Origin of the sequence: uncultured Gilvimarinus sp. (assembly GCF_963975215.1) — a bacterium.
Classification (GTDB): domain Bacteria; phylum Pseudomonadota; class Gammaproteobacteria; order Pseudomonadales; family Cellvibrionaceae; genus Gilvimarinus.
Genome location: NZ_CAXBFW010000006.1, coordinates 60,059 through 84,967, shown reverse-complemented (window position 1 = coordinate 84,967; position 24,909 = coordinate 60,059). Strand labels below are relative to the sequence as shown.

Below are 24,909 nucleotides of genomic sequence, written 5' to 3'. Positions count from 1 at the left end.
AAGAGGCGTTGTATTTTTAACGATAGCGGCGTTTGTTTTGTGTTTTTAGCGTGGGATTTTTACATGGATGACATTTTGCGCTGAGACGTTGCTTAGTCGAGCTTGTTCAAACAACAGAAACTTTATTTAAAAACTAAAAAATACGCCGCAGTTGTTACTTTTTTGCCGGTTTAATAATTTTTCGACTATATTATTGATTGTTTTTTGCTAAAAGTGAGCTGCAAACGTGCAAAGTGTGCGTTTTTTAAATAGTATTTGTCGTGCGCCTGCGGCGCGCACCGATACAACGGCATTTTTTGATGCGTACGAGAAATAACATTTGGGAGATATCTCATGGCTAGAGTTGCGAAAAAAGTTGCGAAAAAAGCGGCACGTAAAGCGCCTGCTAAACGTAAAACACCCACCCGTAAATCCCCGGTAAGTGCGGTTGATCCGGCGGTCGCTAAAGTCCAGCTCGCGGTCGATAAGGCTCAGGCGCAGCTCGATGAACAAACCAAAAAAGTTGATGCGGCTCGTGCTAAAGCAACGGCGGCCCGGGCAAAAGCCAGTAAAAGTGCGAAAGCGGGTGATAAGCGCTCTGCCAAAGCCGCCTCGGGGGCGGCAACACGCGCGGCCGAAAAAGCGCGAACGCTGCGGGTAAAGCTAGCCGAACAAAAGACGCGTTTAGCCAAAGAGAAATCTCTGGCCGCGGTAAGATCCCTACAGGAAACCAGCAAAGCGAAAATTGCCGAGGTCGAAGCGCGTCTGGCGAATTCAGCCTCGGAAGATTTGGCCAAGGCCAAAGCGGCGTTTGAGGCGAAGTGGTTAAAGGCTCGCGCCAGCGCCGACTCTAAAAAAGTCAAAGCCGCCGCCAAAAAAATGCAGGCTAAGGCTAAGGTTGCCGAGAAAAAGGCCAAAGCTAAAATTAAAGCCTTAGAAAAGAAAGAAGCTGCCAAAGCAAAAGCTAAGACCAAAACCAAGCGCAAAACCAAGGCAAAGCCTAAAGCCGCCTCTGTGACGGCCGTAAAAGCTAAAACCAGTACCCGCAAGGCGCCGGCAAAACGCAAAAAGGCGGCAACCCGACGTGGACGCCCGCCTAAAAAGGCCTAAGTCCAGTTAGCGACACCGAGTCGAACAAAAAAGCCCTCGCTGCCAGCAGTAGAGGGCTTTTTTGTTAACAGACCTAATAAAGCGCTAAGGTTGTTGAGGCTAATGGCGACAATCTGTCAAAATAACGCCTTATTCGTATTCCTATGATGATTCTATGGCCAAACTACTCGCGCTAGATACCTCAAGTGACGCCTGCTCGGTAGCCTATTGTGACGGCGACCTGATTCTTGAGCGGTTTGAGCTTGCCGCCAAAAGCCATACCCAGCGCGCGCTACCTATGGTGGCTGAGCTCCTTGCCGAAGTGGGCGAGAGCGTTAACAACCTCGACGCGATTGCCTTTGGCGCAGGGCCTGGCTCGTTCACCGGATTGCGTATTGGTATGGGCGTTGTGCAGGGGTTGGCATTTGGCGCCGATTTGCCGGTATTGCCGGTTTCAACCCTGATGGCGATGGCCTATGGTCGGGCCTTTGATGAACAGCTACCACCCGCCCGGTGCATCTTGAGTGCACTTGATGCGCGTATGGGCGAGATCTATTGGGGGTTGTACGATTGCCCGAGCCGCTCACAAATTCCCACGGCGCTGTGCCCTGACCGTGTAACAGCACCGGATGCCCCGGTTAATTTGTTAACCGGGCAGCGGCCTTTTACCGGTGTTGGCAGTGGTTGGCAGTACGCGTCATTGGCCGCTCTCGGTGCAGACTTTGTTGTGGATGTGTATCCACACGCGCAGGATATTGTCCGTCTTGGCGCTATGCAGTTGGCGGCCGGTGGCGCAATGGCGGTCGACCAGGTGCAACCGGTATATTTGCGCAATGAGATCTCCTGGCAAAAGCGTCAGCGCATTCGCTCGGCTGAACCGCAATAACGACGATAAGGTTTGCCCTTTAGCTTTTATGATACCTTTTTTGAACCACAACTCTCGGGTCCACAATGACAAGTGCCTCTTTAAAAAACGACTTTAATCAGGATTTACTGCAGTTTATCGCCGCCAGCCCGACGCCGTTTCATGCGACGGACGAGATGGCCCGGCGATTATCCGAGGCCGGTTTTGAACGGCTCTATGAGTCAGATCACTGGCAACTGGAAGTAGGCGGGCGCTATTTTGTTACCCGTAACGACTCTTCTATATTAGCGTTTGTCCACGCCGGCGAGGCTTTTGCAGAGACGGGCATTCGCATGGTGGGCGCCCACACCGATAGCCCCTGTTTAAAAGTTAAACCTCAGGCCGATATAAAAAGTGCGGGTTATCATCAGCTAGGGGTCGAAGTTTATGGCGGGGCATTGCTCAATACCTGGTTTGACCGGGATTTGTCGATTGCCGGCCGGGTCACTTATAAAGATGCGAGCTCTGAGCCGTGCAGCTGTTTGGTGGATTTTAAGGCGCCGGTAGCGGTGGTGCCGAGTTTAGCGATTCACTTAGATCGCGAGGCAAACCGCAATCGCTCGATTAACCCGCAGCAAGATATTGTGCCGGTGTTGATGTTGGCCGAGAGCGGTGATGATACTTCGGGGTTTGCACAGCTATTGGCCGAGCAACTTAAACAACACGGCAGCGGTACCGCCGCTATAGCGGCCGGGGATATTCTCGACTTTGAATTGTGCTTGTACGATACGCAGGCACCGGCTCTTGTCGGAGTAAAACGCGAGTTTATCGCCAGCGCACGGCTCGACAACTTGCTCAGCTGCTATGTGGGCTTGCAGGCGCTGCTCGCCGCCGATGGTAATCAACACCGTTTACTGGTGTGTAACGATCACGAAGAGGTGGGTAGCGCCTCAGCGTGTGGCGCAAAAGGCCCGATGCTCGATCAGTTTTTACAGCGGTTGCTTCCCGATGTCAGCGAGCGTATGCGCACCTTGGATCGCTCGATTATGATTTCGGCGGATAATGCTCACGGTATACACCCCAACTTTACCGCCAAACACGACGCGCAGCACGGACCGGTGCTAAATGCCGGGCCGGTTATTAAAGTAAACGCCAATCAGCGCTACGCCACTAACAGTGAAACCAGCGGAATGTTTCGGCTGTTGTGCCAAGAGGCGGGGGTTGCGGTGCAGAGTTTTGTCTCGCGCAGCGATATGGAATGCGGCAGCACGATTGGGCCTATTACCTCCGCCGAGGTGGGTGTTCGCACTATCGATATCGGCGTGCCGACCTTTGCCATGCACTCGATCAGGGAGCTGGCTGGCAGTGATGATGCGTTTGCCTTAAAGCACGTGCTGGAACTTTTTTATTGCCGTCCACTGCGTTTAGGCCAGAGCGTTTGAGTGATCGGGTTTTACTGTTATCGGGTTACGATGCCGCCAGCCATCAGCGTTGGCGCCAGGGCCTTGCGCGTTACCTGGACGATTTTAACTTTACTCAAATCGCCTTGCCGCCACGGCACTTTAGCTGGCGCATTCGCGGTAACAGTTTAAGTTTTGCCGGCTTACATCGCGAGTCGCTTACAGGCTCTTATCACGCGCTGATTGCCACCAGCATGGTGGATCTCTCGGCGCTGCGGGGTATGGTGCCGGCGCTCGCGCAATTGCCAACCGCGCTCTACTTTCATGAAAATCAGTTTGCCTACCCCAAAAGCCATCGCGCTCACGCCTCGGTCGAACCGCAAATCGTTACGCTATACAGCGCCTTGTGTGCCGATCAGTTAGTCTTTAATACCGCCTTTAACCGCGACTCTTTTTTTGCCGGCGCTGAACAGTTGCTGCGCCGCTTGCCCGATCTGGTTCCGGGCGGGCTTGTTAGCGCACTGCGTGAGCGCACCCGAATAATCCCCGTATTGTTGGAAGACCGTTGTTTTGAATTACCGGCTAGACCTGTCAACGACGATGGCCGGGTGCAACTGATCTGGAATCACCGCTGGGAGTACGACAAAAACCCCGCCTTGCTGTTGCGAGCGCTAGAGTGTTTGCTTACGCGCTTTAACGGCAAACTGCCGTTTGTGTTGCATGTGGTGGGTCAGTCGTTTCGTCAGATTCCGACCGAGTTTACCGCGATACGGGATCTGTTGCGTGAGGCGGGCGCACTGGGGCAGTGGGGTTATCTACCCGCCGAGCACTACCGCGAGTTATTGGCACTGAGTGACATTGTGCTATCGAGCGCGGATCACGACTTTCAGGGTTTATCGGTACTTGAGGCGGTGGCCGCCGGGGCCACGCCGGTGGTGCCGGCCCGTCAAGCTTACCCCGAATGGTTTGGTGCGGCCGCCTGTTATCCGGTCACAGGGGAGCTTGAGGCAGATGCCACGGCGTTTGCCGATGCTATCGTCGCGCGTCTCGATCCGGCATCGCGCGCCGCGCCGGTGGATTTGTCCCGCCTACAGTGGGCTCGCGGTGGCGATCAGTACCGCCGCTTACTGCTCGATTTAACGGCGCTACACAGGCTTTAAGTGAACCTGTATCATAGGCGCCCTTAAAAGCCGCAAGTGATTCGAAATAAAAGAGTACTCCATGAGCAAACAACGTGTTTTAACGGGCATTACCACCACCGGCACGCCTCATTTAGGCAATTATGTTGGCGCCATCCGGCCTGCTATTGCGGCAAGCCAGGATCCCGAATTGCAATCGTTTTATTTTTTAGCCGACTACCATGCGCTTATTAAGTGCGATGACGCGGCCCGGATCGAGCAATCGCGTCGCGAAATCGCGGCAACCTGGCTGGCCCTTGGCCTCGATACTGACAAAGCGGTGTTTTATCGTCAGTCGGATATCCCGGAAATTCCCGAGCTGTGTTGGCTGCTTAGCTGCATGGCGGCAAAAGGCTTGATGAATCGCGCGCACGCCTATAAGGCGGCGGTGGCGGCCAACGAAGAGGCGGGTGAAGATCCGGACTATGGCGTGACCATGGGGCTTTATGGTTACCCGGTGTTGATGGCGGCGGATATTTTAATGTTTAACGCCAATGTGGTGCCTGTGGGTAAAGATCAAATACAGCACGTCGAGATGGCGCGCGACATTGCCGGGCGTTTTAATCACCACTATGGTGAGCATTTTGTACTGCCGCAGGCTCAGGTGGATGATAAGGTAGCCGTATTACAGGGCCTGGATGGGCGCAAAATGAGCAAAAGCTACAACAACACCATCCCGTTATTTTTACCCGAGAAGCAGCTTAAAAAGCACATCAACAAAATCAAAACCAATTTGTTAGAGCCGGGTGAGCCGAAAGATGCGGATACCTCAACGGTGTTTCAAATTTGGGAGGCTTTTGCCAGCGTCGAACAAACCGAGCAGATGCGCACGCAATTTGCCGAGGGTATCGCCTGGGGTGAGGCCAAGCGGCAGTTGTTTGAGCTAGTGAATGAGCAGCTCGGCGATGCGCGCGAGGCCTATGAAGACTTAATGGCGCGGCCTGCCGATATCGAAGAGATATTGCAGCAAGGCGCGGCAAAAGCGCGGCAGTACAGCAAGCCCTTGATGGAGCAACTGCGCCAGGCGGTTGGCTTAAAGGCGATGGTGTAAGCCGCGCTTTGATGTGCCAGGCGGTGCCGGGGTTTGTTCGCGACAGCCTGGCACCGGCTTTTATTTTAGTTTCGACACAACGTTGTATATACCCCGGGTGAGCGTGGCCAAGTCATCGGCCGACATCACGTAGGGGGGCATCACATACACCAGCTTGCCAAACGGGCGCACCCAAATACCCTCGGCGACAAACATCGGCTGCAGCACATCCAGTGATTGCGGCTCGTGTAACTCCACCACGCCGATACCGCCCAGTACCCGCACATCGGCCACGGCAGGCAATGCCCGGCAGGGCGCCAGCCCCTGAATTAAACCCGCTTCTAATCCTGCCACTTGTTGCTGCCAGTTGTTTTCCAGCAGTAAGTCGATACTGGTGTTGGCCATGGCACACGCCAAGGGGTTGCCCATAAACGTGGGGCCGTGCATAAACACGCCGGCTTCACCGCGGCAAATACCGTCACTGATTTTGTCATTGCATAAAGTGGCGGCCAGGGTCATGTAACCACCGGTCAGGGTTTTTCCAAGGCATAAAATATCCGGGCTTATGCCGGCGTGTTCGCAGGCGAATAGTTTACCGGTGCGGCCAAACCCGGTGGCAATTTCATCGGCAATCAATAATACCTCATGCTGATCGCACAGCTCACGCAGCTGGCGTAAATACTCAGGCGAGTAAAAGCGCATACCGCCGGTGCCTTGCACAATAGGCTCGAGTATTAAGGCGGCAATCTGGTGCTGATGGGCCAGGTGCTGCTTGACGCTGTCGAGATCGGCGGGGTCGAACTCACCGTAAAAATCACTGGCGGGGGGCTCGGCAAAACGCTGGCGTATCAAATTATCGCTAAACAGGTGATGCATGCCGGTGACGGGGTCGCACACACTCATGGCGCCAAAGGTATCGCCGTGGTAGCCCTTTTTTAAGGCTAAAAACTGATGTTTTTCTGGCCGGCCCTGCGAGTGCCAATATTGCAGGGCCATTTTCATGGCGACTTCGACACTAACGGAGCCCGAATCCGAGAGAAACACTTTATTGAGCCCCGGTGGGGTTAGCTCGACCAGTTTTTGGCACAAAGTCACCGCCGGCTCGTGCGTTAGCCCGCCAAACATCACATGGCTCACCTGCTCAGATTGAGCGACGAGCGCGGCATTCATTCGCGGGTGGTTGTAGCCGTGCAGCACGCTCCACCAGGACGACATGCCATCGATTAACTCGCGGCCATCGGCCAGAGTGATGGTCACACCGTGCGCTTTACGCACGGCATAGGTTGGCGAGGGTGTTAAAAAAGATGAGTAGGGGTGCCAGACGTGAGCGCGGTCACCGGCCAAAATTTCATCGTTGCTAAGCGCCATAGGTAGCCCCTCAAATCTGTGTATAAAGGCGGCCAAAACTACGGGTTTTACCGCTCTTTGGCAAGTCATGAGCTTGCCAAAGAGTGCGGCGCAGGCTTACTTAGCCAAAGCGTTGTACCAGGTCAAATTGATCGGCGGCAAGCTCGGCCATTTCCTGATTGGCGCGGCTTGAGGCATCGATATCCGCTCGGGTCTCGTCGGCAATTTGCGTAATAGCGCGGGTATTGTTGTCGATGTCACTGGCGGTAGCCGACTGCTCTTCGGCGGCGGCGGCAATTTGATGCGACAGTGAATCGATGGCGCTTACGGCGCTGGTAATCGCGGCGAGGGCGTCGCTGACATTGACCATCTCGCTGACACTGCGATCCACCAGTGATTGACACTGGGCCATGTTGTCGCCGGCCAGTTGAGTACTCTCCGAGAGTTCGCCAATAATGGCCTGAATATCCTCGGTGGAGCGCTGGGTACGCTGCGCCAGGGTGCGCACTTCATCGGCCACCACGGCAAAACCACGGCCTTGCTCGCCGGCGCGGGCGGCCTCGATGGCGGCGTTGAGAGCGAGCAGGTTGGTTTGCTCGGCCACGGCGCGAATCACATCCGCGACACTGGCAATTTTGCCGCTGCCTTCCGTGAGCCTTGCCAGTACATTGTTAAGCGCATTGACCGTGGCAGAGAGTTCATTGATGGCGCTATTGGCGTGGCTGATCACTTCGTTGCCACGCTCGACCTCTTTGATAGCGTCGCTTGTGGTGTTGGAGGTTTCACTGGCGCCCTGTGCCACTTCTTGTACGGCCTGAGACATTTGGCTCATGGCGTGGGCCACACTGGCGGTTTGGCTTTGCTGCTCGGCCATACGCTGAAAAGTGGCCTGCGCTTGGGTTTGGGCGGTATCGGCCTGACCTTTAAGGGTTGCGGCAGACTCCTGAAAACGGCCCAGCGCGGTACCTAAGCGCGCGGCTAATGCGAGGTTAGCGAGTTCAATCTCACCCACAGCGTCGGCCCGGCCGGTATAAATATAGGCCGCTACCGGATCGTGATGATTTGCCCGGGCACGCTCAAGTGCGCCGCGCAAGGTTAGTTGGTGACTCCACTGCGCCAACAACCCAAGCGCAATAGAAAGACCGCCGGCCACGGCATAGCCCAGCCCGCTTTGCTGATTGGTGAAGCAGTAGACCGCGCTTGTTAATAGCAGTGCTAGGGTCAAGCCTATGCCGGTTTGGCCGCGCTGATAAAATGCCTTTAAGGGCGGGCAGGCAGGTTTGCCGCTCTGTAAGCGTTTGTAGGCGTTTTCGGCGCGGCTGATTACCGCCCGGTCGGCCTGCACGCGCACCGACTCGTAGCCACTTACCGTACCGCGTTTTCCGACGGGGGTGACATAGGCGCTGACCCAGTAATGGTCGCCATTTTTGCAGCGGTTTTTAATAATCCCCATCCAGGCTTTGCGCTGCTTAAGGGCTTGCCAAAGCATGGCAAAGGCCTCTGGCGGCATATCCGGGTGGCGCAGAATATTGTGATGTTGCGCAATTAATTCATCGCGCTCATAGCCTGAGATCTGGCAAAAAGTGTCGTTACAGAATTGAATTTTACCCTGTGTGTCGGTAGACGAGACGATCTCATCGCCGGCTTGAACCGGGACTTCCCGCCCCGTGACATGCCCGTTGTTGCGCATTCCTTAACTCCGAAGTACAGCTCATTGTCTGGTGTGTTAGGCGCTGGCAGGGACCTGAGGGAGCCCCTGCAATGCCTCTAGCTTGTGCAGGTAGGCATCGATTTGTTGGCGTTGCCCTAAGGGGATATCGGCGAAGGCAAGGCTAACTTGAGTGCGGCGCCCGGCATTTTTGTCGAGCGTGGCAGCTTTTACCGTGGCGCGGCAGCCAACCATAATATCGGGGCCTAGCGCAAAGCGACAAAAAGGCAAAGCCGTGCCCGGGCGATAGGCGGCGAGGGCATTACCGTTGATCGCAATGCGTATTCCGCCAGCGCTGATATTAATAACCTGTGCGGTTTCGGCGCTGTGGCCGGAGGCGCGGACTCTGACCGTGAGCGCCGGCCCAGGCAGGCAAAAGCGACGGTGGCGCCGCCGCGGGGCGCGATGGATTTCACTGGGCATTGGCAGTGCAATCATACGGCCTGCGGGTCTGTGGACGACAGTAATCACGCTCGCTGTAAAATAGCAGTGCTCAAACCCCTGACGCAGGCTAACTTGCAGAGTATCGCCTTGTTCGAGCCGCTCGGGTGCGGGGAATATATCGTCGAGCCAAAGGATGTCGCGCTTGCTGTCGAGCGCCAAAATAAGGCTTTGCCCCTGATACTGAGCGTTGCCAACACTCAGTATACGCCGGCTTGTCAGCCACTGGTTAAGGGCGTCTATGCAGTGCTGGCTGGCTTGGGTGCGGGCAGGGGGCCACTCGGTGAGGGGCGTGTTGGGTGTCCGGCCGAGGGTCATAAGCGGGCGCATAAGCTCGCGCCAAAAGGTGTGCTTCACGGTGTCTTCCTGTGCCAGGGCGCATCACAGCGCCGATAGTGTTGCTCGTGGTGTGGATTTAGCAATCCGTGTGCCAGAGCGATACGGAATGCTTGTCCGCGGTATTCGGGGGCTGCGGGACGGCTTAACGCCCGACAGGGCGAGCCGCAAAGAAAAATCGGCAAAGGCCTGCCGCCCGGCGGCAAAAGGCTTCGCACTTATGTTTAAAATCCGTACAATGGCGCCCCATGATCGTGGGTGCGACTTTGACAATCGATAAGCGCTTGGTCGGCGACAGCACCCGAGTTAATAGTGCAGGTTTTATGTATGAGTGATTTGGTATCCATCTACCCCGGAAAGCCTAAGGCTGAGCCACAGGCGACGCCTGAGCGCAAGCAAAAGCTTGAGTTTAATAAACTGCAAAAGCGCCTGCGCCGCCAGGTCGGCACGGCCATTGCCGACTTCGATATGATCAGCGAAGGCGATAAGGTGATGGTGTGCCTGTCGGGTGGTAAAGACTCCTACGGTATGCTGGATGTATTGCTGGGTTTACAAAAAACCGCGCCCATCAAGTTTGATTTGGTGGCGGTTAATATGGACCAAAAGCAGCCGGGGTTTCCCGAGCATGTGCTGCCTGCCTACCTTGAAAAGCTGGGTGTTGAGTATCACGTCGTCGAAAAAGACACCTACAGCATTGTGAAAGAGCTGGTGCCGGAGGGCAAGACGACTTGCGGGCTCTGTTCGCGCTTGCGACGTGGCACTTTGTACAGTTTTGCGGATGAAATAGGGGCAACTAAAATTGCGCTTGGTCATCACCGCGACGATATTATCGAAACATTGTTTCTTAATATGTTTTACGGCGGTAAGCTTAAAGCGATGCCGCCTAAACTGTTGGCCGATAATGGCCGCAATGTGTTGATTCGGCCGATGGCGTATTGCAAAGAGAAAGATTTAGCGGCTTTTGCCGAGATGCGAGAGTTTCCGATTATTCCCTGTAATTTATGCGGCTCGCAAGAGAACCTGCAGCGCCAGGTGATTAAAGAGATGCTTAACACCTGGGAGCAATCGCACCCCGGCCGCTTAGAGACCATTTTTTCGGCCATTTGTAACGTTGCTCCATCACAGCTTGCCGACCGAAATTTATTTGATTTTCTGGCGCTTACCCCTAATGCCGGCGAGTCCAAACCCGCCAATACGATTCAGGCCGTCGAGCTTTAACCCGCCTGTCGCTAGTGCCTGTTTGTGACATTCGCGCAACAGACAGGCGCCTGCCCTGATCTATACTGATACTGTATCCGGTGATGTAATACGAGCAGAGCAAGGAGAGTCGCGATGAAAATTGGCGTACCCACCGAAATTAAACACGACGAGCTTCGTGTCGGCCTGACGCCCGCCGCGGTGTCGGAGTTAACCCGCGACGGTCATGAGGTTACGGTACAGGCCGGCTGCGGTGTGGGCAGTGGTTTTAACGATGCGGCCTACCGGCAAGCGGGGGCGCACGTGGTTGAGTCCGCGCACGCCGTTTTTAGTACTGCCGAGTTGATAATCAAAGTCAAAGAGCCGCAGGCATCCGAGTGCGATCAGCTGCGGGCCGGGCAAATCCTGTTTACGTTTTTACATCTGGCGGCAGTGCCCGATTTGGCCGATCATCTGTTGCGCTCGGGTGCTACCGCCATTGGCTATGAAACCGTGGGTTCCGGTCGGGGAGAGCTGCCCTTACTGGCGCCAATGTCGGAGGTCGCCGGCCGGCTGGCGGTGCAGGCGGGATGCTATCACCTCGAATCTGTTCGCGGTGGCCGCGGGGTGTTGCTGGGGGGCGTTCCCGGTGTTGCGCCGGCTAATGTTGTGATTATCGGCGGTGGCGTTGTTGGCTACCAAGCCGCGCGGATGGCGGTGGGGCTGGGTGCTCGCGTGACGGTAATGGACACCTCGTTGCCGCGGCTGCGTCAGCTGGATGATGTATTTCGCGGCGCCATTGATGCCGTGTTTGCCACCCACGATAGTATGGTCCGACTCGCGCTTAGCGCCGATTTGTTGATCGGGGCCGTGTTGATTCCGGGCGCGAGTGCACCGCGTTTACTGGAGCGCGACGATATTTTAGCGATGCAGCCGGGCAGTGTAGTGGTGGATGTGGCCATCGATCAGGGCGGTTGTTTTGCCACCTCACGCCCAACCACGCATGAGCACCCGACATACCATGTGGGGGAAACACTGCACTATTGTGTGGCCAACATCCCTAGTGCCGTGGCGCGAACATCGACATTGGCATTGTCTCATGCGACACTGCCATACGTGCAGGCACTGGCATCGGGTGGTTTGGCGGCGCTTAAGCACGATCCATGGCTCGCTCGCGGCGTTAATGTGCATCAGGGTAAGATTACTCATCAAGCTGTCGCCGAGGCGCTTGATAAGCCTTATCATGAGTCCCGCTGGTAATGTTTTACGAAGCCATAATAATGACGCAATCGCCGTAAGATTGGTTATGACAGACCCTGCTGTGGAATCATCAACTCATGCGCAATAAAGGGCCGACGTTCTCTGAAGGCATTTCATTCCAGCTGGCAAAAATTGGGATCATACTGGTTTTTGTGCTGAGTTTTTCGATGAACCTGATTCAGGTGTATGTCGATTATCAAAATCAGTCGCAGGAGTTTGAGAATCTCGTCGAGCGGGTGATTGAAGTTGCCAGCCCGCCAGCGGCACGAGCCGTTCACACACTGGACGACGACCTTGCCATTGAGGTGGTTAACGGCCTGCTGAGTTACGATTTTATCTATGAAGTCGCGATTCGCGATGAGCGCGGCCACGTCCTGGCCGAAGCCCGCCGCCCGCCCGTGGTGAACAGCTCCGGCTGGCTGGTTAAAATTGTCGATAATGATGTTCTCGCCTATACCTCTCAGCTGGCGGTGCCGGGTTATAACCAGCAATCGACCGGTGAGATTTCTTTTCGGGTCGATAAGCGCCAGGCGCTGTCCGGCTTTTACAGTCGCTCCGAGCTTAACCTGTTGGTGGGCGTGCTGCGCAACCTGGTGTTGGTGGCGCTGCTGTTTATCGCCTTTTACGTCAAGTTAACAAAGCCTCTGGCGCGCCTGTCCCACGAGATTAATGAAATCAACCCCGATCAGCCTGGCGTACGCCGATTGACCCCGTTAGCAGAAGAGCGCAAAGACGAGCTCGCCAGTGTGATCAGCAATACCAATCAGCTGTTAGACGTGGTGGAGCTGTCGTTGGCGAAGCGCCGTGCAGTCGAGCTGGCGCTGCGTAAAAGTGAAGAACATTTGCGTCAGATTGTAGACAGCCTGCCGGTACTGATTGGTGCCCGCAATAAACAAGGCTACTACCGCTTTGCCAACCGGGCGTTGGCCGATGCGTTAGGTTATAGCCCAGAAGAGATGTGCCGCATACATGTGCGCAGTTTGCTGAAGCACTCGGTGAGTGACATAGATTTGGTGCTCGCCAACGATGCCCGGGTGATCGACAACCGTGAAGAGCTCGATGTGGTGGAAGAGAGCTTTATCGGTGCCGATGGTAATCAACTATTTTTGCAAACTCATATGATTCCGCTCGATTACTACGACGAAGTGGTATCGCTTGTGTTGTCGGTTGATGTCACCGAGCGCAAAAACGCCCAGGAAGAAATGCAATACATGGCTCATCATGATGCCTTGACCAGCTTGCCCAATCGCTTGCAGTTGGTTGAGCGGCTAGAGCATGAAGTGCGGCGAGCGGTACGTCATGGGTATTACGGCGCGGTGTTGTTTATCGACCTGGATAAATTTAAAAACATTAACGATTCACTGGGGCACCCGGTGGGAGATCTGGTGTTGCAGGAGATCGCTCGCCGACTAAAAATGGCTGTGCGTGAAGAAGATCTGGTAGCGCGCTTAAGTGGCGATGAGTTTATCGTTGTGCTTACGGTGCTCGATCGGGAGCTGCAGGTGGCGGGACTAAAAGCGGGTGAGGTTAGCGAAAAAATTCGCGCGATTGTCTCGCAGCCTATCGTGCACGAGCAAATGGAGCTGCGTGTTACCTGCAGCGTAGGGGTGGTGGTGTATCCCGATAAAAACAATGTCGTGCACGAACTGCTGCGTTATGCCGATACCGCCATGTACCATGTTAAAGAGCGCGGGCGTGACGCTATTGAGTTTTTTAACGAAGAAATGGCCGATAGGGTGAGTGCGCAATTGGTGATGGAAGGAGACCTGCACCGGGCGCTCGAGCAACAACAGTTTGCTCTGCATTACCAGCCAAAACTGGACATCGAATCCGGCCGGGTGATTGGTGCCGAGGCATTGCTGCGCTGGCAGCACCCGCACAAAGGCGCTATACCACCGATGGAGTTTATTCCGGTACTGGAAACCTCGGGGTTAATTATCGAGGTGGGGCAGTGGGTTATTGAGCAGGCCTGTAAGTGTTTGGCGCACTGGAGTAAACAGGGTTTGTGGCACCCCGGTATGACCCTAAGCGTGAATATTAGCCCGCGCCAGTTTCGCGATGCAAGCTTTGTGCAGGATGTGGTTAACACTTTGCAGCGGTACAATGTGCCCCGCGGTGCATTGGATATCGAGGTGACAGAGGGCATTATTATTCAGCGCGTGGATGACGCGATTGCCACCATGACCGCCTTGGCCGAGCATCATGTAAGCTTCTCGCTGGATGATTTTGGGACGGGTTATTCCTCGATCAGTTACTTAAAGCGCCTGCCGGTCTCCACCCTTAAAATTGATAAAAGCTTTATCCGTGATTTAAGTTGTGACCGCAGTGACCGGGTATTGGTGGAAACCATTATTACTATGGCGCGACTGCTTGATCTAACGGTAGTGGCCGAGGGGGTTGAAACCCCCGAGCAGCTCGAAATTTTACGTGAATACCACTGCCATAGTTATCAGGGGTTTTATTTTAGCCCAGCGGTTGCGGAGGAGGCGTTTAGCGAGTTCTTAAGGCCTTAACCGCCGAGACGACCCAGCAGATAGGGCACCACAGTTTCTACCCGCATTATACGCTCGCCCAGGGTTACGCCCTGAAACCCCGCCTTCGTTAGCATAGCAATTTCGTTGTCGATAAAGCCGCCCTCCGGGCCAATAGCTAACAGTGTTGGTCGGTTGGTTTCTGTGGGGCAGGGTGTGGTCACATAGGGGTGTGCCAGCAACGCATCGTGAGTTTGCATCAGCTTAGGAAGTTCATCTTCGACAAAAGGTCTAAAGCGTTTTGCCCAGTGAATCACCGGAAATCGGGTGTCACAGCCTTGCTCAAGCCCCAACAATAACTCGGCGTGAATTTTTTCGGGGTGCAATTGTGGAGACTGCCAGTAGCTTTTCTCGACCCGGGCGCTTTGCAGTAACGTCAGTTGTTTTACGCCCAGCGCGGCAATGGTTTGCAGGGTGCGCTTGAGCATGGGCGGGCGAGGCAAGCCCAGTATCATGTGAATATTGGACGGCGGCGGCGGCTGCTGCGTCAGGTGAACCTCTAAGGTGATACTGCCGGTATTGATGTCGATGATTGTACCGGTGCCCATCAAACCCTCTACCTGAGCGACACGCAATGTGTCGCCCAGCCCGGCTCGGTGTATTTTAAGGATATGCTCTAGCCGGCGAGAATCGCGCAGTACCGCATGGCCCTGGGGGTCGAAGTCGTCGCCAAATAGCAGAATAAGGTTCATTGTGTGCCTGGGCCTGTCGTCACGGTATGAGGGCAGCCCATTGTGACTAAAAATTTGCCGATCAAATCGTGACAACAGAGCCCTGGCCACGCCGTAATAAATGGCGCCCCGGAGACGATTTGAACGTCCGACCTGCCGCTTAGGAGGCGGCTGCTCTATCCAACTGAGCTACCGGGGCGATGCTCGCCCCAATTGAGCGAGGCGTCATTGTAAAAACTTTGCCGCGAGAAGCCAAGGGAGTGGGGGTTTTTAGCGGTATTTAATGTTACGCCCGGGTCAACGTGTTGCTGGAGGCATTATTAGCAGCGCTGCCGCTGGCATCGTACAGACCGCCGCCCTGGCTTTTGCCGCGCACTAAGTCGAGCAGTTGTTTTAGCGTTTGTTGCGAGCGGGCCACCAGCTTACCGTTGTGGTTGTTTAAATCGTGGCACTGGCGCACCTCTTGTTGTAGCTGTTGCCACAGCGGAATCAGTTGGCTTAATGGCTCGTCACTGGCAAGAAACGTTTCCCAGCTCGACCCGCTGCCGTCGATTTGCAGCGCTTGCAGCAGGGCGGCGCGCTCTTTGGCGTGACCTTCGAGCAAGGCGAGGTGGTCGTTTTTTTCACGGATAAGCGCGGTTAAGGCTTCGTGATCGCGTTGTTGCAGCAATTCGCGCTCTTGGGTAAGCAAAACCTGCAGGCGCTGAGCGGCGTGCAAGTCACGGTTGAGCATTTCACGTACCAGTTGTGGATTGGCAGACATGGTGAACCTCGGTAGACGGTGTAAGGGCAAACGTTTTAACAAAACCCGGGCGCAAGCCCGTCACCTCAGCGTATATGTTGAGGTAAATGCGGCGCCCGAGCTCAGGCAAATGGACTCGGGCGCCGCGGTTATTAACTCAGCAGTTCGTCTTGCGCGAGCATGGCCTCGGCTAAGCGCTCGGGGTTGATTTCAAACCGACCCTCGGCGATTGCCTGCTTAATAGCGCTTACCCGTTCGCTATCTACGCCAGAGGCGTTATCGATTGCCTCGCGTAAGCGGCCAATGTTTTGCGCCTCGGGGCTTAGCGCCACGCTGTCGTCGCCTGCCTGGCTGGCGGCTTGCTCCGGCGCTTTGTCGGCGCGAGTATTACCCGCGGTGCCCGCAGCTCTGCTGCTGTTTGGAGTGTTTGTTTTTACTGTGTTTGAAGTATCAATAACAACCATAATATGTTCCCAACGTTGCCTGATTCCGGTGTCGCACCGGTGTTTGCCAAAACACGTTACCCCGCATCGCCAAAGCGATACATGCAACTCGTCTACATCCGCTTTCGGCAAGCAAGCGTACAACTTTAGTGTTTTTTGTCACTTTTTTGTGAATTGCTTCACATCGACCTATAAAGCGTCTAAAAATTGGCGCCAACCCGGCCTTTGGCTAACACATTGGCGCGGATGACGCGTTCTGAGCTGGTGTTGCGCACCCGTATTTGCTCGCCCACGCGCCCGCTTGCCAGGGCCTCGGCCTGAGTCGCGACAGTAATCGAGCCGTTAGTCGACTCCAGAGTCACAATGTCGCCGCGCTCAACCGCCAGTGGCTGCTCTAGCACACTACTGCGCAAGGGCTCGCCGGCCTGTAGCGGTCGTTTTAGCTGTTGCCCGAGCACCTGGCTCTTAGAGATCAGGTAGCCCTGACGCAAGTTGCTGGTATTAAAGCGCTGGTAGCGAATAACGGACTCATCGATCAGTGCGCCGCGGTTTAGGGTGACTGAGGCAACCAACACCTCCCGGTGAATATCCACCTGCGCGCTTACATAGAGTGACCAGGGTTGCTCTCCTTCGCACTGGGCTTTAACGCTGACCGCGCCGCCTTTATCGCCCAGATCCCGCACCTGAAACGTCAGTGGCAAAGGGCACTGCGTTAGGCGCAAGCGCGGGTCGAGCGGGTCGACGGACACCTCAGTCGCCGCCGATTCGTCCTGCAGTGCGTAATGCTCTTGCAGAAAATGCTTCGTGGCGCTTGTGAGATCATCCAGCTCGTGCCGCTCGGCCGCTCTCGCACCGGCCGCCAGCAGCACTGCGAGGGCGACTGTTACTGTAAGCGTAAGGCGGCTGCGCCGTTGGGTCATGAGCTCTGCTTCCGGTTAGTTGCTGTGGCCGGCAAGGTATCCGCCGGCACCACAAGTGTCTTGTAAGCTATATTTGGGCTGGGATATTAAAGTGTGTCAAAAATCAGCCGTTAACATAGATATAACGCTGTTAGAGCAAAGACCGTGCCGGCGGTAAACCGATTGTGACCGGAATTAAAAGGGCTGACTTTTCTTAGGTTTAGTTTAAGTTTTCCGTATAACTTATTGATAATAAAGGCGCAAAGCTTGTAGTGCGCTGTTTGGAGAGATGGCTATGGCCGGGGTATTGGATAGTGTTAATCAAAGAACCCAGTTAGTCGGGCAAAACCGATTGGAGCTGTTACTGTTTCGGCTTCGCGGTCAGCAACTGTACGGTATTAACGTGTTTAAAGTTAAAGAGGTGCTGCAGTGCCCGCCGCTGAATGAGATTCCGGGGCGCAGTTCCGTCGTGCGCGGCGTCGCCCATATTCGGGGCGGCACCATCCCTATTTTGGATATGAATCTCGCGATCGGCCGCAAGCCGCTCGATAACCTGGCCGAATGCTTTGTGATTATTACCGAGTACAATCGCACCCAGCAGGGCTTTTTGGTCAGCGGGGTGGAGCGTATCGTCAATATGAACTGGAGCGATATTCACCCACCACCAACCGGCGCCGGTAAAGACCACTACCTGACCGCGGTTACCGAGGTCGAGGATAAGTTGGTTGAGATTGTGGATGTTGAAAAAATCCTCGCGGAGGTGGCGCCGGCCAATGAGCAAATCAGCGCCGGAGTGGTCGCCGACGGGATTGGCGAGCGCGTGGTACAAAAGCACGTGTTGATCGTAGATGATTCGAATATTGCCCGCAAACAAATTCAGCGAGTAGTCGAATCTATGGGAATCCGTACTACCCTTAAAAAGGATGGCCGGGAAGCGATGGAATACCTGCTGGGTATGCTGGAGCAGGGGTTAAACCCGCTGGAAGAGCTGATTATGATTATTTCGGACATCGAAATGCCCGAAATGGACGGTTACACCTTTACCGCAGAGCTGCGCGCTAACAGCTCGTTAAACAAGATGTTTGTGGTGTTGCACACCTCGCTAAGCGGTGTATTTAACGCGGCGATGGTTAAAAAGGTGGGCGCCGATGACTTTTTGGCCAAATTTCACCCGGATGAGCTCGCCAAGCGGGTAAACGATCGGGTGCTGTCGATCTCGGGTGAAGATTTACTTGGTGAGTCTGAATAAAATCAATAAACTGCCAGCCGTAGTTAATGTTATATCTATAGTTTGGTTGAAGTTCTGGCAGATGACATAAGGGCGAATATGACAGTCGAACGTACCGCGCCAGGCGGAGCGCTGGCTCAGGCAGAGTTTGATCACTTTCGTCAGTTTTTACAGGACGCCTGTGGCATTTCACTGGGTGAAAACAAGCAGTACCTGGTGACCAACCGGGTGCGGCGTCTTCTGGAAGAGCACGGCCTGCACTCGTTTACCGAGTTGGTTGGCGTCCTTAAAAATAACAGCAATCGCCGCCTGAGGGATCAGGTGATCGATGTGATGACAACGAATGAAACTTTCTGGTTTCGCGACTCGTACCCGTTTGAATACCTTAAAGCCAAGATTTTACCCGAGCTTATGCTGCCGGCTAACCGTATGTTTGGCCCGATACGGATTTGGTCCGCTGCCTGCTCCTCGGGGCAAGAGCCATACTCGTTAAGTATGGTGCTGGAGGAGTACCGCCGCCGCGCCATGGGTGCGCTGGCGCGCCCGGTGCAAATCGTGGCTACTGACCTGTCGTCTATCGTACTCGAGCAAGCGCGCCAGGGTATTTATGACCGGCTGTCGGTGATGCGGGGCTTGTCGCAAGAGCGCCGCGATATGTACTTTGATCCGCTCGACGACAACCGCTGGCAGGTAAAGCCTAAATTGCGCGAGTGTATTGAGTTTCGGGCACTTAATTTGTTGGACTCGTACACGGCGCTGGGGCGTTTTGATGTGGTGTTTTGCCGCAATGTCTTGATTTACTTTGATGCCGAGCTTAAAAAGCGGATTTTGGAAAAAATCCACGCCTGCCTAAAGCCCGGAGGTGTTGTATTTTTGGGCTCTTCGGAAGGGGTGGCGGGCGCCTCGCACTTGTTTGAGATGGTGCGTTGCGAGCCCGGCATTTTGTATCGCGCCCTCTAGTCGGCCGGCTACGGCCGCTTGTCTCTTCCCCCATTAAGCGTCACTCAGGCGCTGCCTCATTACCCACTATTCTCTCGCTATTAAGCGGCAATCCGGGCGGAAATGCCTTGCCGCTTTTAACGTCTGGTGTGCCTTGCTCGGTTGTAAGTTCTCTTTACTCTTTATAAATAATATAACAATAACAATGGGTTAGGGTGTTTTGTTGTTTTTGGCACGGGGTGTGCAATAACGCTTGCAACGATATTTATCACGCACTGCGAGCAAACGAAAATGGCAATTTCTTTTTCAGAAGCACTGGGTATCCACGAGCCGGCATTGCAGTTGCGGGCCCGTCGCGCAGAGGTGCTGGCTAACAACCTGGCCAACGCCGATACTCCTGGGTTTAAAGCGCGGGATATGGACTTTAAGGCAGAGCTTGCACGTCAATACTCAGCGGCCGAGCGCCACTTTGATGTCGCGGTAAACAAAACCCACGCCGGCCACTTGGCCGGGGGCGCCTCAGCCTCGGGCGATGTCTCTTTGGGGTTTCGTGTCCCGCACCAAAGCTCGGTAGACGGAAACACAGTAGAAGGGCAGGTTGAGCACGCGGCGTTTATGAAAAACGCCCTGGATTTTCAGGCCAGCTTTATGATGCTTAACAAAAAATTTAAAGGCTTGTCCAGCGCGATCAGCGGACAGTAAGCGGCAGTAACCAGTTAAGGCAGCGGAGATAACCCATGGCGATTGGAAACATTTTTGACGTAGCAGGTTCGGGCATGAACGCCCAGAGCCTACGTCTCAACACCACGGCCAGTAATTTAGCTAACGCCCAGTCGGCCTCGTCCAGTGCCGGCGATGTGTATCGCTCGCGTCAGCCGGTGTTTGCCGCTATGGCCCGCGAGGCGATGGCCTTTGGCGCCGAACCTATCGACGGTAATGCGCAGGCTGCCAGCGCCGGAGTACAAGTGTTGGGTGTGGTAGAGAGCGATGCGCCCTATGAGCAGCGCCACGAGCCCACTCATCCACTCGCCGATGAAGACGGCTACGTGTACTACCCCAACGTTAATGTGGTGGAAGAGATGACCAACATGATTTCTGCCTCGCGCTCGTTTCAGGTGAACGTCGAGGTAATGAACGCAGCCAAACAGATGGCGCAACGCGTCATCACGCTCGGACAGTAAGGATAAAGCCATGACCACGGTGAATGAGACAAGCTCGGCGGGAAATGTCCTGAGCAATTTGAGTATTAACAATAAAGAGCCTGAAACCAAAAGCAACGAGTTGGGGCAGTCGGCTTTTTTGGAGCTGATGATTACCCAAATGAACAACCAGGACCCGCTGAGCCCGCAGGATAACACCGAGTTTATCGCGCAGCTGGCACAGTTTAGTTCGGTTGAAGGGCTCGAGCGGTTAAACACCAGCTTTGAAGATTTTAGCGGCAACTTTATGTCTAACCAGGCGCTGCAGGCTTCGTCGCTGGTAGGGCGCTCGGTAACAGTACCTACGGACACGACCTATTTAGCCGAGGGCGGGATTATTTCTGGTTCGGTCAATCTGCCGCAAAGCAGCCCCAATACCCAGGTTAGTATTTACGATAGCAGCGGCGCCTTAGTCGGACAAATACCGCTGGGGGCTCGCGAAGCGGGCGAGACAGTGTTCCGTTTTGATGGCCAGTATATGGAGGTCGATGGCGAGCTGACTAATTGGACCGCAGGTGAAGAGCCGTTTGCCCCGGGTGATTATACGTTTGAGGTAAATGCCACCGTTGACGGTAAGACGGAATCTATAGCCACCTCGCTTAGCGCCAATGTTAACAGTGTGACGCTCGCCGAAAACGGCGGCATCATCCTAAACCTTGCCGGTGTCGGCGCGGTTAATATCGCTGATATTAAACAGTTTAACTAATTAAAATTGCATGCCGATGGCGGTCTGCATTAACAGGAGAAGCGTACGATGCCTTTTAACACTGCTCTGAGCGGCATTCGGGCCGCCAATACTGATCTAAAGGTGACCGGCAATAACATTGCCAATGCCAGCACCACCGGCTTTAAAAATTCTCGTGCCGAGTTTGGCGACGTGTACGCCAGCTCATTGCTTGGCAGTGGCTCTAACACGCCGGGCGCCGGGGTAAACCTGCAAAAAATTCGTCAGCAATTTAGTCAGGGTAACCTGAACTTTACCGAAAACCAGCTGGATTTGGCGATTAATGGTGCGGGGATGTTTATTCTCGATAACGCCGGTGACAAGCTCTACGGTCGCGACGGAACCTTTGGTTTGGATAAAGACGGTTATATCGTCAACAACACCGGCTCCAATTTGCAGGGCTTTATCGCCGACGACGAAGGCAATGTGGGCGGTATTCTTGAAGATTTACGTGTGGATGTGGAGAACCAAGCGCCTAAGGCGACTACCGAGTTGGATCTTTCTTTCAACTTAGATGCTAGAGAGGCAGCACTTGATCCTGCTGAGTTCGATCCGAGCGATCCCGCCACTTACAATAATGCCACATCGGCGACTGTTTACGATAGCTTAGGTAATAGCCATACCTTGTCGCAGTATTTTGTAAAAACTGGTGATAATACGTGGGATGTTTATCCTCAGGTGGATGGGGAAGACTTAGCTGCCCCTGCAGATCCCATTGCGATCTCTTTTGACGAAAACGGGGCTATAACAACGGAAGACGCCAATGGAGTTTTGGTGCCGACCTCATTCGCGTTATCTTATGATCCGGGTAATGGGGCTGCTCCTGCGGACATTGAAATTGACTACGCCAATTCCACGCAGTATGGCAGTGGTTTTTCAGTAGAAGCTCTTAGCCAGGATGGTTACACCACCGGGCGCTTAGCCGGTATCGACATCGATGAGCAGGGCTTAATCTTTGCCCGTTTTACCAACGGCGAGGCACAAACCATTGGCCAGGTGGCGCTGGCCAGCTTTAACAACCTGGAGGCGCTAAAGCCTGTTGGCTCCACCTTGTGGGCTCAGACCGCCGACAGTGGTGAGTTGATTGTCGGAGCGCCGGGCTCGGCCTCTTTTGGCGATATTCAGGCCGGCGCACTGGAGGAATCTAACGTTGATTTGTCGGAGCAGTTGGTGAACTTGATTATTGCTCAGCGCAACTTCCAGGCAAACTCAAAAACTATTGAGACGGCTAACCAAACCACGCAAACCATTATTAATCTGCGCTAACGGGTAGCGCCAGGCGGCGCAAAACCGGCTTGATAAGCGGCGGCAAACGGCGGAAGCGGTTTGCCGCTTTTTTGTGTCTGGTTATTAACTTTTTGAACAGTTGCTTCGCAGCCCACGTATGACGCGGGTGTCGGTGTTGGCACAGCGGTTGCAATAACCACCGTAACGACGCATAACTGCCAATAAACCAACGGAGTCTGTTGTGGATAAAGCTCTCTATATCGCAATGACCGGTGCCAAGCACAACATGATCGCGCAGGCGAGCCATGCGAATAACATGGCCAACATTAATACCACGGGCTTTCGTGCGGACTTTGCCGTGGCCCGCAGTATGGGTGTGTATTACGGCGATGGCCAGCCCACCCGCGCCTACGCCATGACGGAATCTCCCGCCTCAGATTTTACGCCGGGTCCCATTCAGCAAACCGGGCGCGAGCTGGATGTGGCGATCGAGGGCGATGGCTTTTTGGCGGTTCAGTCACCGACCGGTGGTGAGGCTTACACCCGCGCGGGTAATTTAACGCTCGATGCCAATGGCATTTTACGCGGCGCCGGTGGGTTGCCGGTGATGGGCAACAACGGCCCGATTGCACTGCCGCCCACCACGCAAATCAGTATTGGTGAAGATGGCACTATCTCTATCCAGGGCCAGGGCGAAGGCCCCGAGACTCTAGTTGAGGTCGACCGCTTAAAACTGGTTAAGCCTGAGTACGGTTCGCTGGAGAAATCGGCAGACGGTTTGTTTCGCGCCCTTAACGGCGCTGATTTAGTGGCCGATGCCGAGGTGCGTGTGACATCGGGCGCACTAGAGGGCAGCAACGTCAGTGCCGTGGATGCTTTTACCGATATTTTAAGTTTGTCTCGCCAGTATGAAATGCAAGTCAAGCTGATGAAAACCTTTGAACAAAACTCCGAAAGCTCAGCACGTCTGTTACAGATGTCTTGATCCGTTCGTTAACGACTAGAGGATAACGCCATGCACGCGGCACTTTATGTCAGTAAAACCGGCCTTACGGCGCAGGACAAACAGCTGACCACCATATCCAACAACCTGGCCAACGTCGGCACCGTGGGCTTTAAGCGCGACCGGGTGACCTTTGAAGATTTGTTGTACCAAACTCAGCGTCAGCCGGGTGCGCAATCGACGCAAGACACCGAACTGCCGTCGGGTTTGCAATTGGGTACCGGTGTGCGGGTAGTGGGCACGCAAAAGCAGTTTACCGAAGGTAACCTTGAGGTCACCGATCAGGCGTTGGATGTCGCTATTAACGGGCGCGGCTTTTTACAAATTTTGCGGCCCGACGGTTCCGTGGCTTATACCCGCAATGGTCAGTTGCAAATTAATGGCGAGGGGCAGTTGGTAAATGCCGATGGCCACCTTCTGGAGCCGGCGATTAACGTCCCCGAAAATGCCAGCAACATTACCATTAGCCAGGACGGTGTGGTTAACGCCTACGTCGATGGCGAGGTCGACCCGCAGCAGTTGGGCGATATCTTGTTAGCGGATTTCATCAACCCCGCTGGGCTGCAAGCGATTGGTGGCAATTTATTTGTCGAGTCGGTTGCCAGCGGTAACCCGCTGATTGGCGCCCCCTCTGAGAATGGTATGGGCAGCTTGCAGCAGGGCATGCTCGAGAGCTCCAACGTTGAGATCGTACAAGAGATGGTCGACATGATCAGCACGCAGCGGGCGTACGAGCTGAACTCAAAAGTCGTGTCAACCGCCGACCAAATGCTGCAATACATTACGCAAACACTGTAACGGGGTTGGCAAATAGGTGAACACCATGATGGGTAATAAAAAAGTCGTGAGTCTGTGGGGGATAGCCGCTCTGTGGTTAAGCGGCTGCGCCTCGTACGCTCCGCCACAACCGGGCGACCCGCACTACGCGCCAGTGGTTTCAGCCACTTACCAAGAGCCTGTGCAAACCAGTGGCTCGCTGTACCACGATCGCAGCATGAGCCTGTTTACCGACTCCAAAGCGCGCAACGTGGGCGATATTATTACCATTGTGCTCACCGAGCGGACCGTCTCCAGCAAAAGCTCTGGCGTTAATGTCAGCAAAGACAGCTCGACCAGTTTGCCCGCTGGCACTATTTTGGGCATGACGCCCACCTTAAACGGTGCACCCTTTGATACCAATATCAGTCAGGAGCGTGAGTTTAACGGCGATGCCGGGGCCGATCAAAGCAACAGCCTGAGTGGCTCAATTGCCGTCACCGTCGCCGAGGTATTACCCAACGGCAACCTTATTGTACGCGGTGAAAAGTGGATGACGCTTAATCGTGGTGATGAGTTTATTCGCATTAGCGGTATTTTGCGGCCCGACGATATCTCACGCCAAAACACCGTGTCTTCCACCAAACTTGCCAACGCTCAAATTTCTTACAGCGGTACCGGTGAGCTTGCCAACTCGCAATCGATGGGTTGGATGTCGCGCTTTTTTAACAGCGCCTATTGGCCGTTCTAAGGGGGCGG

At 54.6% G+C, this 24,909-nt stretch carries 24 protein-coding genes and 1 tRNA gene; 17 read left to right on the top strand and 8 right to left on the bottom strand.

Features of this window, described 5'->3' with window-relative positions; all coding sequences use genetic code 11:
- Positions 1-333: 333 nt before the first annotated feature.
- The 5 genes from AAC019_RS06355 to AAC019_RS06335 all read left to right on the top strand — a co-directional run bounded on the left by AAC019_RS06355 (position 334) and on the right by AAC019_RS06335 (position 5,541).
- Positions 334-1,089, top strand: coding sequence for a hypothetical protein (locus AAC019_RS06355; RefSeq protein ID WP_339897805.1), 756 nt, complete (start codon positions 334-336; stop codon positions 1,087-1,089).
- Positions 1,090-1,243: 154 nt separating this feature from the next.
- The gene (gene tsaB / locus AAC019_RS06350) at positions 1,244-1,954 is read left to right on the top strand and encodes a tRNA (adenosine(37)-N6)-threonylcarbamoyltransferase complex dimerization subunit type 1 TsaB (protein ID WP_339897804.1); all 711 of its coding nucleotides are present in this window, start codon (positions 1,244-1,246) and stop codon (positions 1,952-1,954) included.
- A 65-nt stretch (positions 1,955-2,019) separates the two neighbouring features.
- Positions 2,020-3,354, top strand: a complete 1,335-nt coding sequence (locus AAC019_RS06345; RefSeq protein ID WP_339897803.1) for a M18 family aminopeptidase — start codon at positions 2,020-2,022, stop codon at positions 3,352-3,354.
- Positions 3,351-4,472, top strand: coding sequence for a DUF3524 domain-containing protein (locus AAC019_RS06340; protein WP_339897802.1), 1,122 nt, complete (start codon positions 3,351-3,353; stop codon positions 4,470-4,472). The genes AAC019_RS06345 and AAC019_RS06340 overlap by 4 nt, the downstream gene beginning before the upstream one ends.
- Before the next feature lie 61 nt (positions 4,473-4,533).
- Complete coding sequence (locus tag AAC019_RS06335; protein WP_339897801.1) at positions 4,534-5,541, top strand: tryptophan--tRNA ligase; 1,008 nt, start codon at positions 4,534-4,536, stop codon at positions 5,539-5,541.
- Between the two features lie 60 nt (positions 5,542-5,601).
- Here AAC019_RS06335 and bioA read toward each other — a convergent pair whose 3' ends face one another.
- The 3 genes from bioA to AAC019_RS06320 form a co-directional block, all read right to left on the bottom strand.
- Complete coding sequence (bioA, locus tag AAC019_RS06330) at positions 5,602-6,888, bottom strand: adenosylmethionine--8-amino-7-oxononanoate transaminase (protein ID WP_339897800.1); 1,287 nt, start codon at positions 6,886-6,888, stop codon at positions 5,602-5,604.
- A 100-nt stretch (positions 6,889-6,988) separates the two neighbouring features.
- Entirely contained in the window at positions 6,989-8,557 is a 1,569-nt protein-coding gene (locus AAC019_RS06325; protein ID WP_339897799.1) for a PAS domain-containing methyl-accepting chemotaxis protein, read from the bottom strand.
- Positions 8,558-8,593: 36 nt separating this feature from the next.
- Positions 8,594-9,373, bottom strand: coding sequence for a PilZ domain-containing protein (locus tag AAC019_RS06320; protein WP_339897798.1), 780 nt, complete (start codon positions 9,371-9,373; stop codon positions 8,594-8,596).
- 306 nt (positions 9,374-9,679) lie between these two features.
- Between AAC019_RS06320 and ttcA the strand changes: the two genes are divergently transcribed.
- The 3 genes from ttcA to AAC019_RS06305 all read left to right on the top strand — a co-directional run bounded on the left by ttcA (position 9,680) and on the right by AAC019_RS06305 (position 14,301).
- Entirely contained in the window at positions 9,680-10,570 is an 891-nt protein-coding gene (ttcA, locus tag AAC019_RS06315; protein ID WP_339897797.1) for a tRNA 2-thiocytidine(32) synthetase TtcA, read from the top strand.
- A gap of 114 nt (positions 10,571-10,684) precedes the next feature.
- On the top strand, positions 10,685-11,788 hold the full coding sequence (gene ald, locus AAC019_RS06310) for an alanine dehydrogenase (RefSeq protein WP_339897796.1): 1,104 nt from the start codon (positions 10,685-10,687) through the stop codon (positions 11,786-11,788).
- Between the two features lie 77 nt (positions 11,789-11,865).
- On the top strand, positions 11,866-14,301 hold the full coding sequence (locus tag AAC019_RS06305; protein ID WP_339897795.1) for an EAL domain-containing protein: 2,436 nt from the start codon (positions 11,866-11,868) through the stop codon (positions 14,299-14,301).
- Here AAC019_RS06305 and AAC019_RS06300 read toward each other — a convergent pair.
- The 5 genes from AAC019_RS06300 to flgA form a co-directional block, all read right to left on the bottom strand.
- Positions 14,298-15,011 (bottom strand): 16S rRNA (uracil(1498)-N(3))-methyltransferase, encoded by a 714-nt coding sequence (locus AAC019_RS06300; protein ID WP_339897794.1) that lies wholly within the window; start codon positions 15,009-15,011, stop codon positions 14,298-14,300. The genes AAC019_RS06305 and AAC019_RS06300 overlap by 4 nt on opposite strands.
- Positions 15,012-15,112: 101 nt before the next feature.
- A tRNA-Arg gene (locus AAC019_RS06295) sits at positions 15,113-15,189 on the bottom strand.
- 87 nt (positions 15,190-15,276) lie between these two features.
- Positions 15,277-15,753 (bottom strand): flagellar protein FlgN, encoded by a 477-nt coding sequence (locus AAC019_RS06290; RefSeq protein ID WP_339897793.1) that lies wholly within the window; start codon positions 15,751-15,753, stop codon positions 15,277-15,279.
- 131 nt (positions 15,754-15,884) lie between these two features.
- Positions 15,885-16,196, bottom strand: coding sequence for a flagellar biosynthesis anti-sigma factor FlgM (flgM, locus tag AAC019_RS06285; RefSeq protein ID WP_339897792.1), 312 nt, complete (start codon positions 16,194-16,196; stop codon positions 15,885-15,887).
- A gap of 179 nt (positions 16,197-16,375) precedes the next feature.
- On the bottom strand, positions 16,376-17,095 hold the full coding sequence (gene flgA, locus AAC019_RS06280; protein ID WP_339897791.1) for a flagellar basal body P-ring formation chaperone FlgA: 720 nt from the start codon (positions 17,093-17,095) through the stop codon (positions 16,376-16,378).
- Between the two features lie 274 nt (positions 17,096-17,369).
- Between flgA and AAC019_RS06275 the strand changes: the two genes are divergently transcribed.
- The 9 genes from AAC019_RS06275 to flgH all read left to right on the top strand — a co-directional run bounded on the left by AAC019_RS06275 (position 17,370) and on the right by flgH (position 24,901).
- Positions 17,370-18,323, top strand: coding sequence for a chemotaxis protein CheV (locus AAC019_RS06275; protein ID WP_339897790.1), 954 nt, complete (start codon positions 17,370-17,372; stop codon positions 18,321-18,323).
- 78 nt (positions 18,324-18,401) lie between these two features.
- Positions 18,402-19,262: a protein-glutamate O-methyltransferase CheR gene (locus tag AAC019_RS06270; RefSeq protein ID WP_339897789.1), complete on the top strand. Its 861-nt coding sequence runs from the start codon at positions 18,402-18,404 to the stop codon at positions 19,260-19,262.
- Between the two features lie 270 nt (positions 19,263-19,532).
- Entirely contained in the window at positions 19,533-19,943 is a 411-nt protein-coding gene (flgB, locus tag AAC019_RS06265; protein ID WP_339897788.1) for a flagellar basal body rod protein FlgB, read from the top strand.
- Between the two features lie 35 nt (positions 19,944-19,978).
- The gene (flgC, locus tag AAC019_RS06260; RefSeq protein ID WP_339897787.1) at positions 19,979-20,422 is read left to right on the top strand and encodes a flagellar basal body rod protein FlgC; all 444 of its coding nucleotides are present in this window, start codon (positions 19,979-19,981) and stop codon (positions 20,420-20,422) included.
- A gap of 10 nt (positions 20,423-20,432) precedes the next feature.
- Positions 20,433-21,146 carry a flagellar hook assembly protein FlgD gene (locus AAC019_RS06255; RefSeq protein ID WP_339897786.1) on the top strand — a complete coding sequence of 238 codons (714 nt, stop codon included), beginning with the start codon at positions 20,433-20,435 and terminating at the stop codon, positions 21,144-21,146.
- Positions 21,147-21,194: 48 nt separating this feature from the next.
- Positions 21,195-22,430, top strand: coding sequence for a flagellar hook protein FlgE (gene flgE / locus AAC019_RS06250; RefSeq protein WP_339897785.1), 1,236 nt, complete (start codon positions 21,195-21,197; stop codon positions 22,428-22,430).
- 202 nt (positions 22,431-22,632) lie between these two features.
- Positions 22,633-23,376, top strand: a complete 744-nt coding sequence (gene flgF / locus AAC019_RS06245) for a flagellar basal-body rod protein FlgF (RefSeq protein WP_339897784.1) — start codon at positions 22,633-22,635, stop codon at positions 23,374-23,376.
- 30 nt (positions 23,377-23,406) lie between these two features.
- Complete coding sequence (gene flgG, locus AAC019_RS06240) at positions 23,407-24,192, top strand: flagellar basal-body rod protein FlgG (protein ID WP_041523352.1); 786 nt, start codon at positions 23,407-23,409, stop codon at positions 24,190-24,192.
- 25 nt (positions 24,193-24,217) lie between these two features.
- Positions 24,218-24,901, top strand: a complete 684-nt coding sequence (gene flgH, locus AAC019_RS06235; protein ID WP_339897783.1) for a flagellar basal body L-ring protein FlgH — start codon at positions 24,218-24,220, stop codon at positions 24,899-24,901.
- Positions 24,902-24,909 lie beyond the last annotated feature (8 nt).

Bases quoted from the DNA above. Each gene is read 5' to 3' on its own strand.
- flgG (WP_041523352.1), top strand. From the start codon at position 23,407: ATGCACGCGGCACTTTATGTCAGTAAAACCGGCCTTACGGCGCAGGAC.
- ald (WP_339897796.1), top strand. From the start codon at position 10,685: ATGAAAATTGGCGTACCCACCGAAATTAAACACGACGAGCTTCGTGTC.
- flgA (WP_339897791.1), bottom strand. From the start codon at position 17,095: ATGACCCAACGGCGCAGCCGCCTTACGCTTACAGTAACAGTCGCCCTC.
- AAC019_RS06355 (WP_339897805.1), top strand. From the start codon at position 334: ATGGCTAGAGTTGCGAAAAAAGTTGCGAAAAAAGCGGCACGTAAAGCG.
- flgM (WP_339897792.1), bottom strand. From the start codon at position 16,196: ATGGTTGTTATTGATACTTCAAACACAGTAAAAACAAACACTCCAAAC.
- flgE (WP_339897785.1), top strand. From the start codon at position 21,195: ATGCCTTTTAACACTGCTCTGAGCGGCATTCGGGCCGCCAATACTGAT.
- flgH (WP_339897783.1), top strand. From the start codon at position 24,218: ATGATGGGTAATAAAAAAGTCGTGAGTCTGTGGGGGATAGCCGCTCTG.
- AAC019_RS06325 (WP_339897799.1), bottom strand. From the start codon at position 8,557: ATGCGCAACAACGGGCATGTCACGGGGCGGGAAGTCCCGGTTCAAGCC.
- AAC019_RS06290 (WP_339897793.1), bottom strand. From the start codon at position 15,753: ATGTCTGCCAATCCACAACTGGTACGTGAAATGCTCAACCGTGACTTG.
- ttcA (WP_339897797.1), top strand. From the start codon at position 9,680: ATGAGTGATTTGGTATCCATCTACCCCGGAAAGCCTAAGGCTGAGCCA.
- AAC019_RS06345 (WP_339897803.1), top strand. From the start codon at position 2,020: ATGACAAGTGCCTCTTTAAAAAACGACTTTAATCAGGATTTACTGCAG.
- AAC019_RS06300 (WP_339897794.1), bottom strand. From the start codon at position 15,011: ATGAACCTTATTCTGCTATTTGGCGACGACTTCGACCCCCAGGGCCAT.
- flgB (WP_339897788.1), top strand. From the start codon at position 19,533: ATGGCAATTTCTTTTTCAGAAGCACTGGGTATCCACGAGCCGGCATTG.
- AAC019_RS06305 (WP_339897795.1), top strand. From the start codon at position 11,866: ATGCGCAATAAAGGGCCGACGTTCTCTGAAGGCATTTCATTCCAGCTG.
- tsaB (WP_339897804.1), top strand. From the start codon at position 1,244: ATGGCCAAACTACTCGCGCTAGATACCTCAAGTGACGCCTGCTCGGTA.
- AAC019_RS06335 (WP_339897801.1), top strand. From the start codon at position 4,534: ATGAGCAAACAACGTGTTTTAACGGGCATTACCACCACCGGCACGCCT.
- flgC (WP_339897787.1), top strand. From the start codon at position 19,979: ATGGCGATTGGAAACATTTTTGACGTAGCAGGTTCGGGCATGAACGCC.
- AAC019_RS06255 (WP_339897786.1), top strand. From the start codon at position 20,433: ATGACCACGGTGAATGAGACAAGCTCGGCGGGAAATGTCCTGAGCAAT.
- bioA (WP_339897800.1), bottom strand. From the start codon at position 6,888: ATGGCGCTTAGCAACGATGAAATTTTGGCCGGTGACCGCGCTCACGTC.
- AAC019_RS06270 (WP_339897789.1), top strand. From the start codon at position 18,402: ATGACAGTCGAACGTACCGCGCCAGGCGGAGCGCTGGCTCAGGCAGAG.
- AAC019_RS06275 (WP_339897790.1), top strand. From the start codon at position 17,370: ATGGCCGGGGTATTGGATAGTGTTAATCAAAGAACCCAGTTAGTCGGG.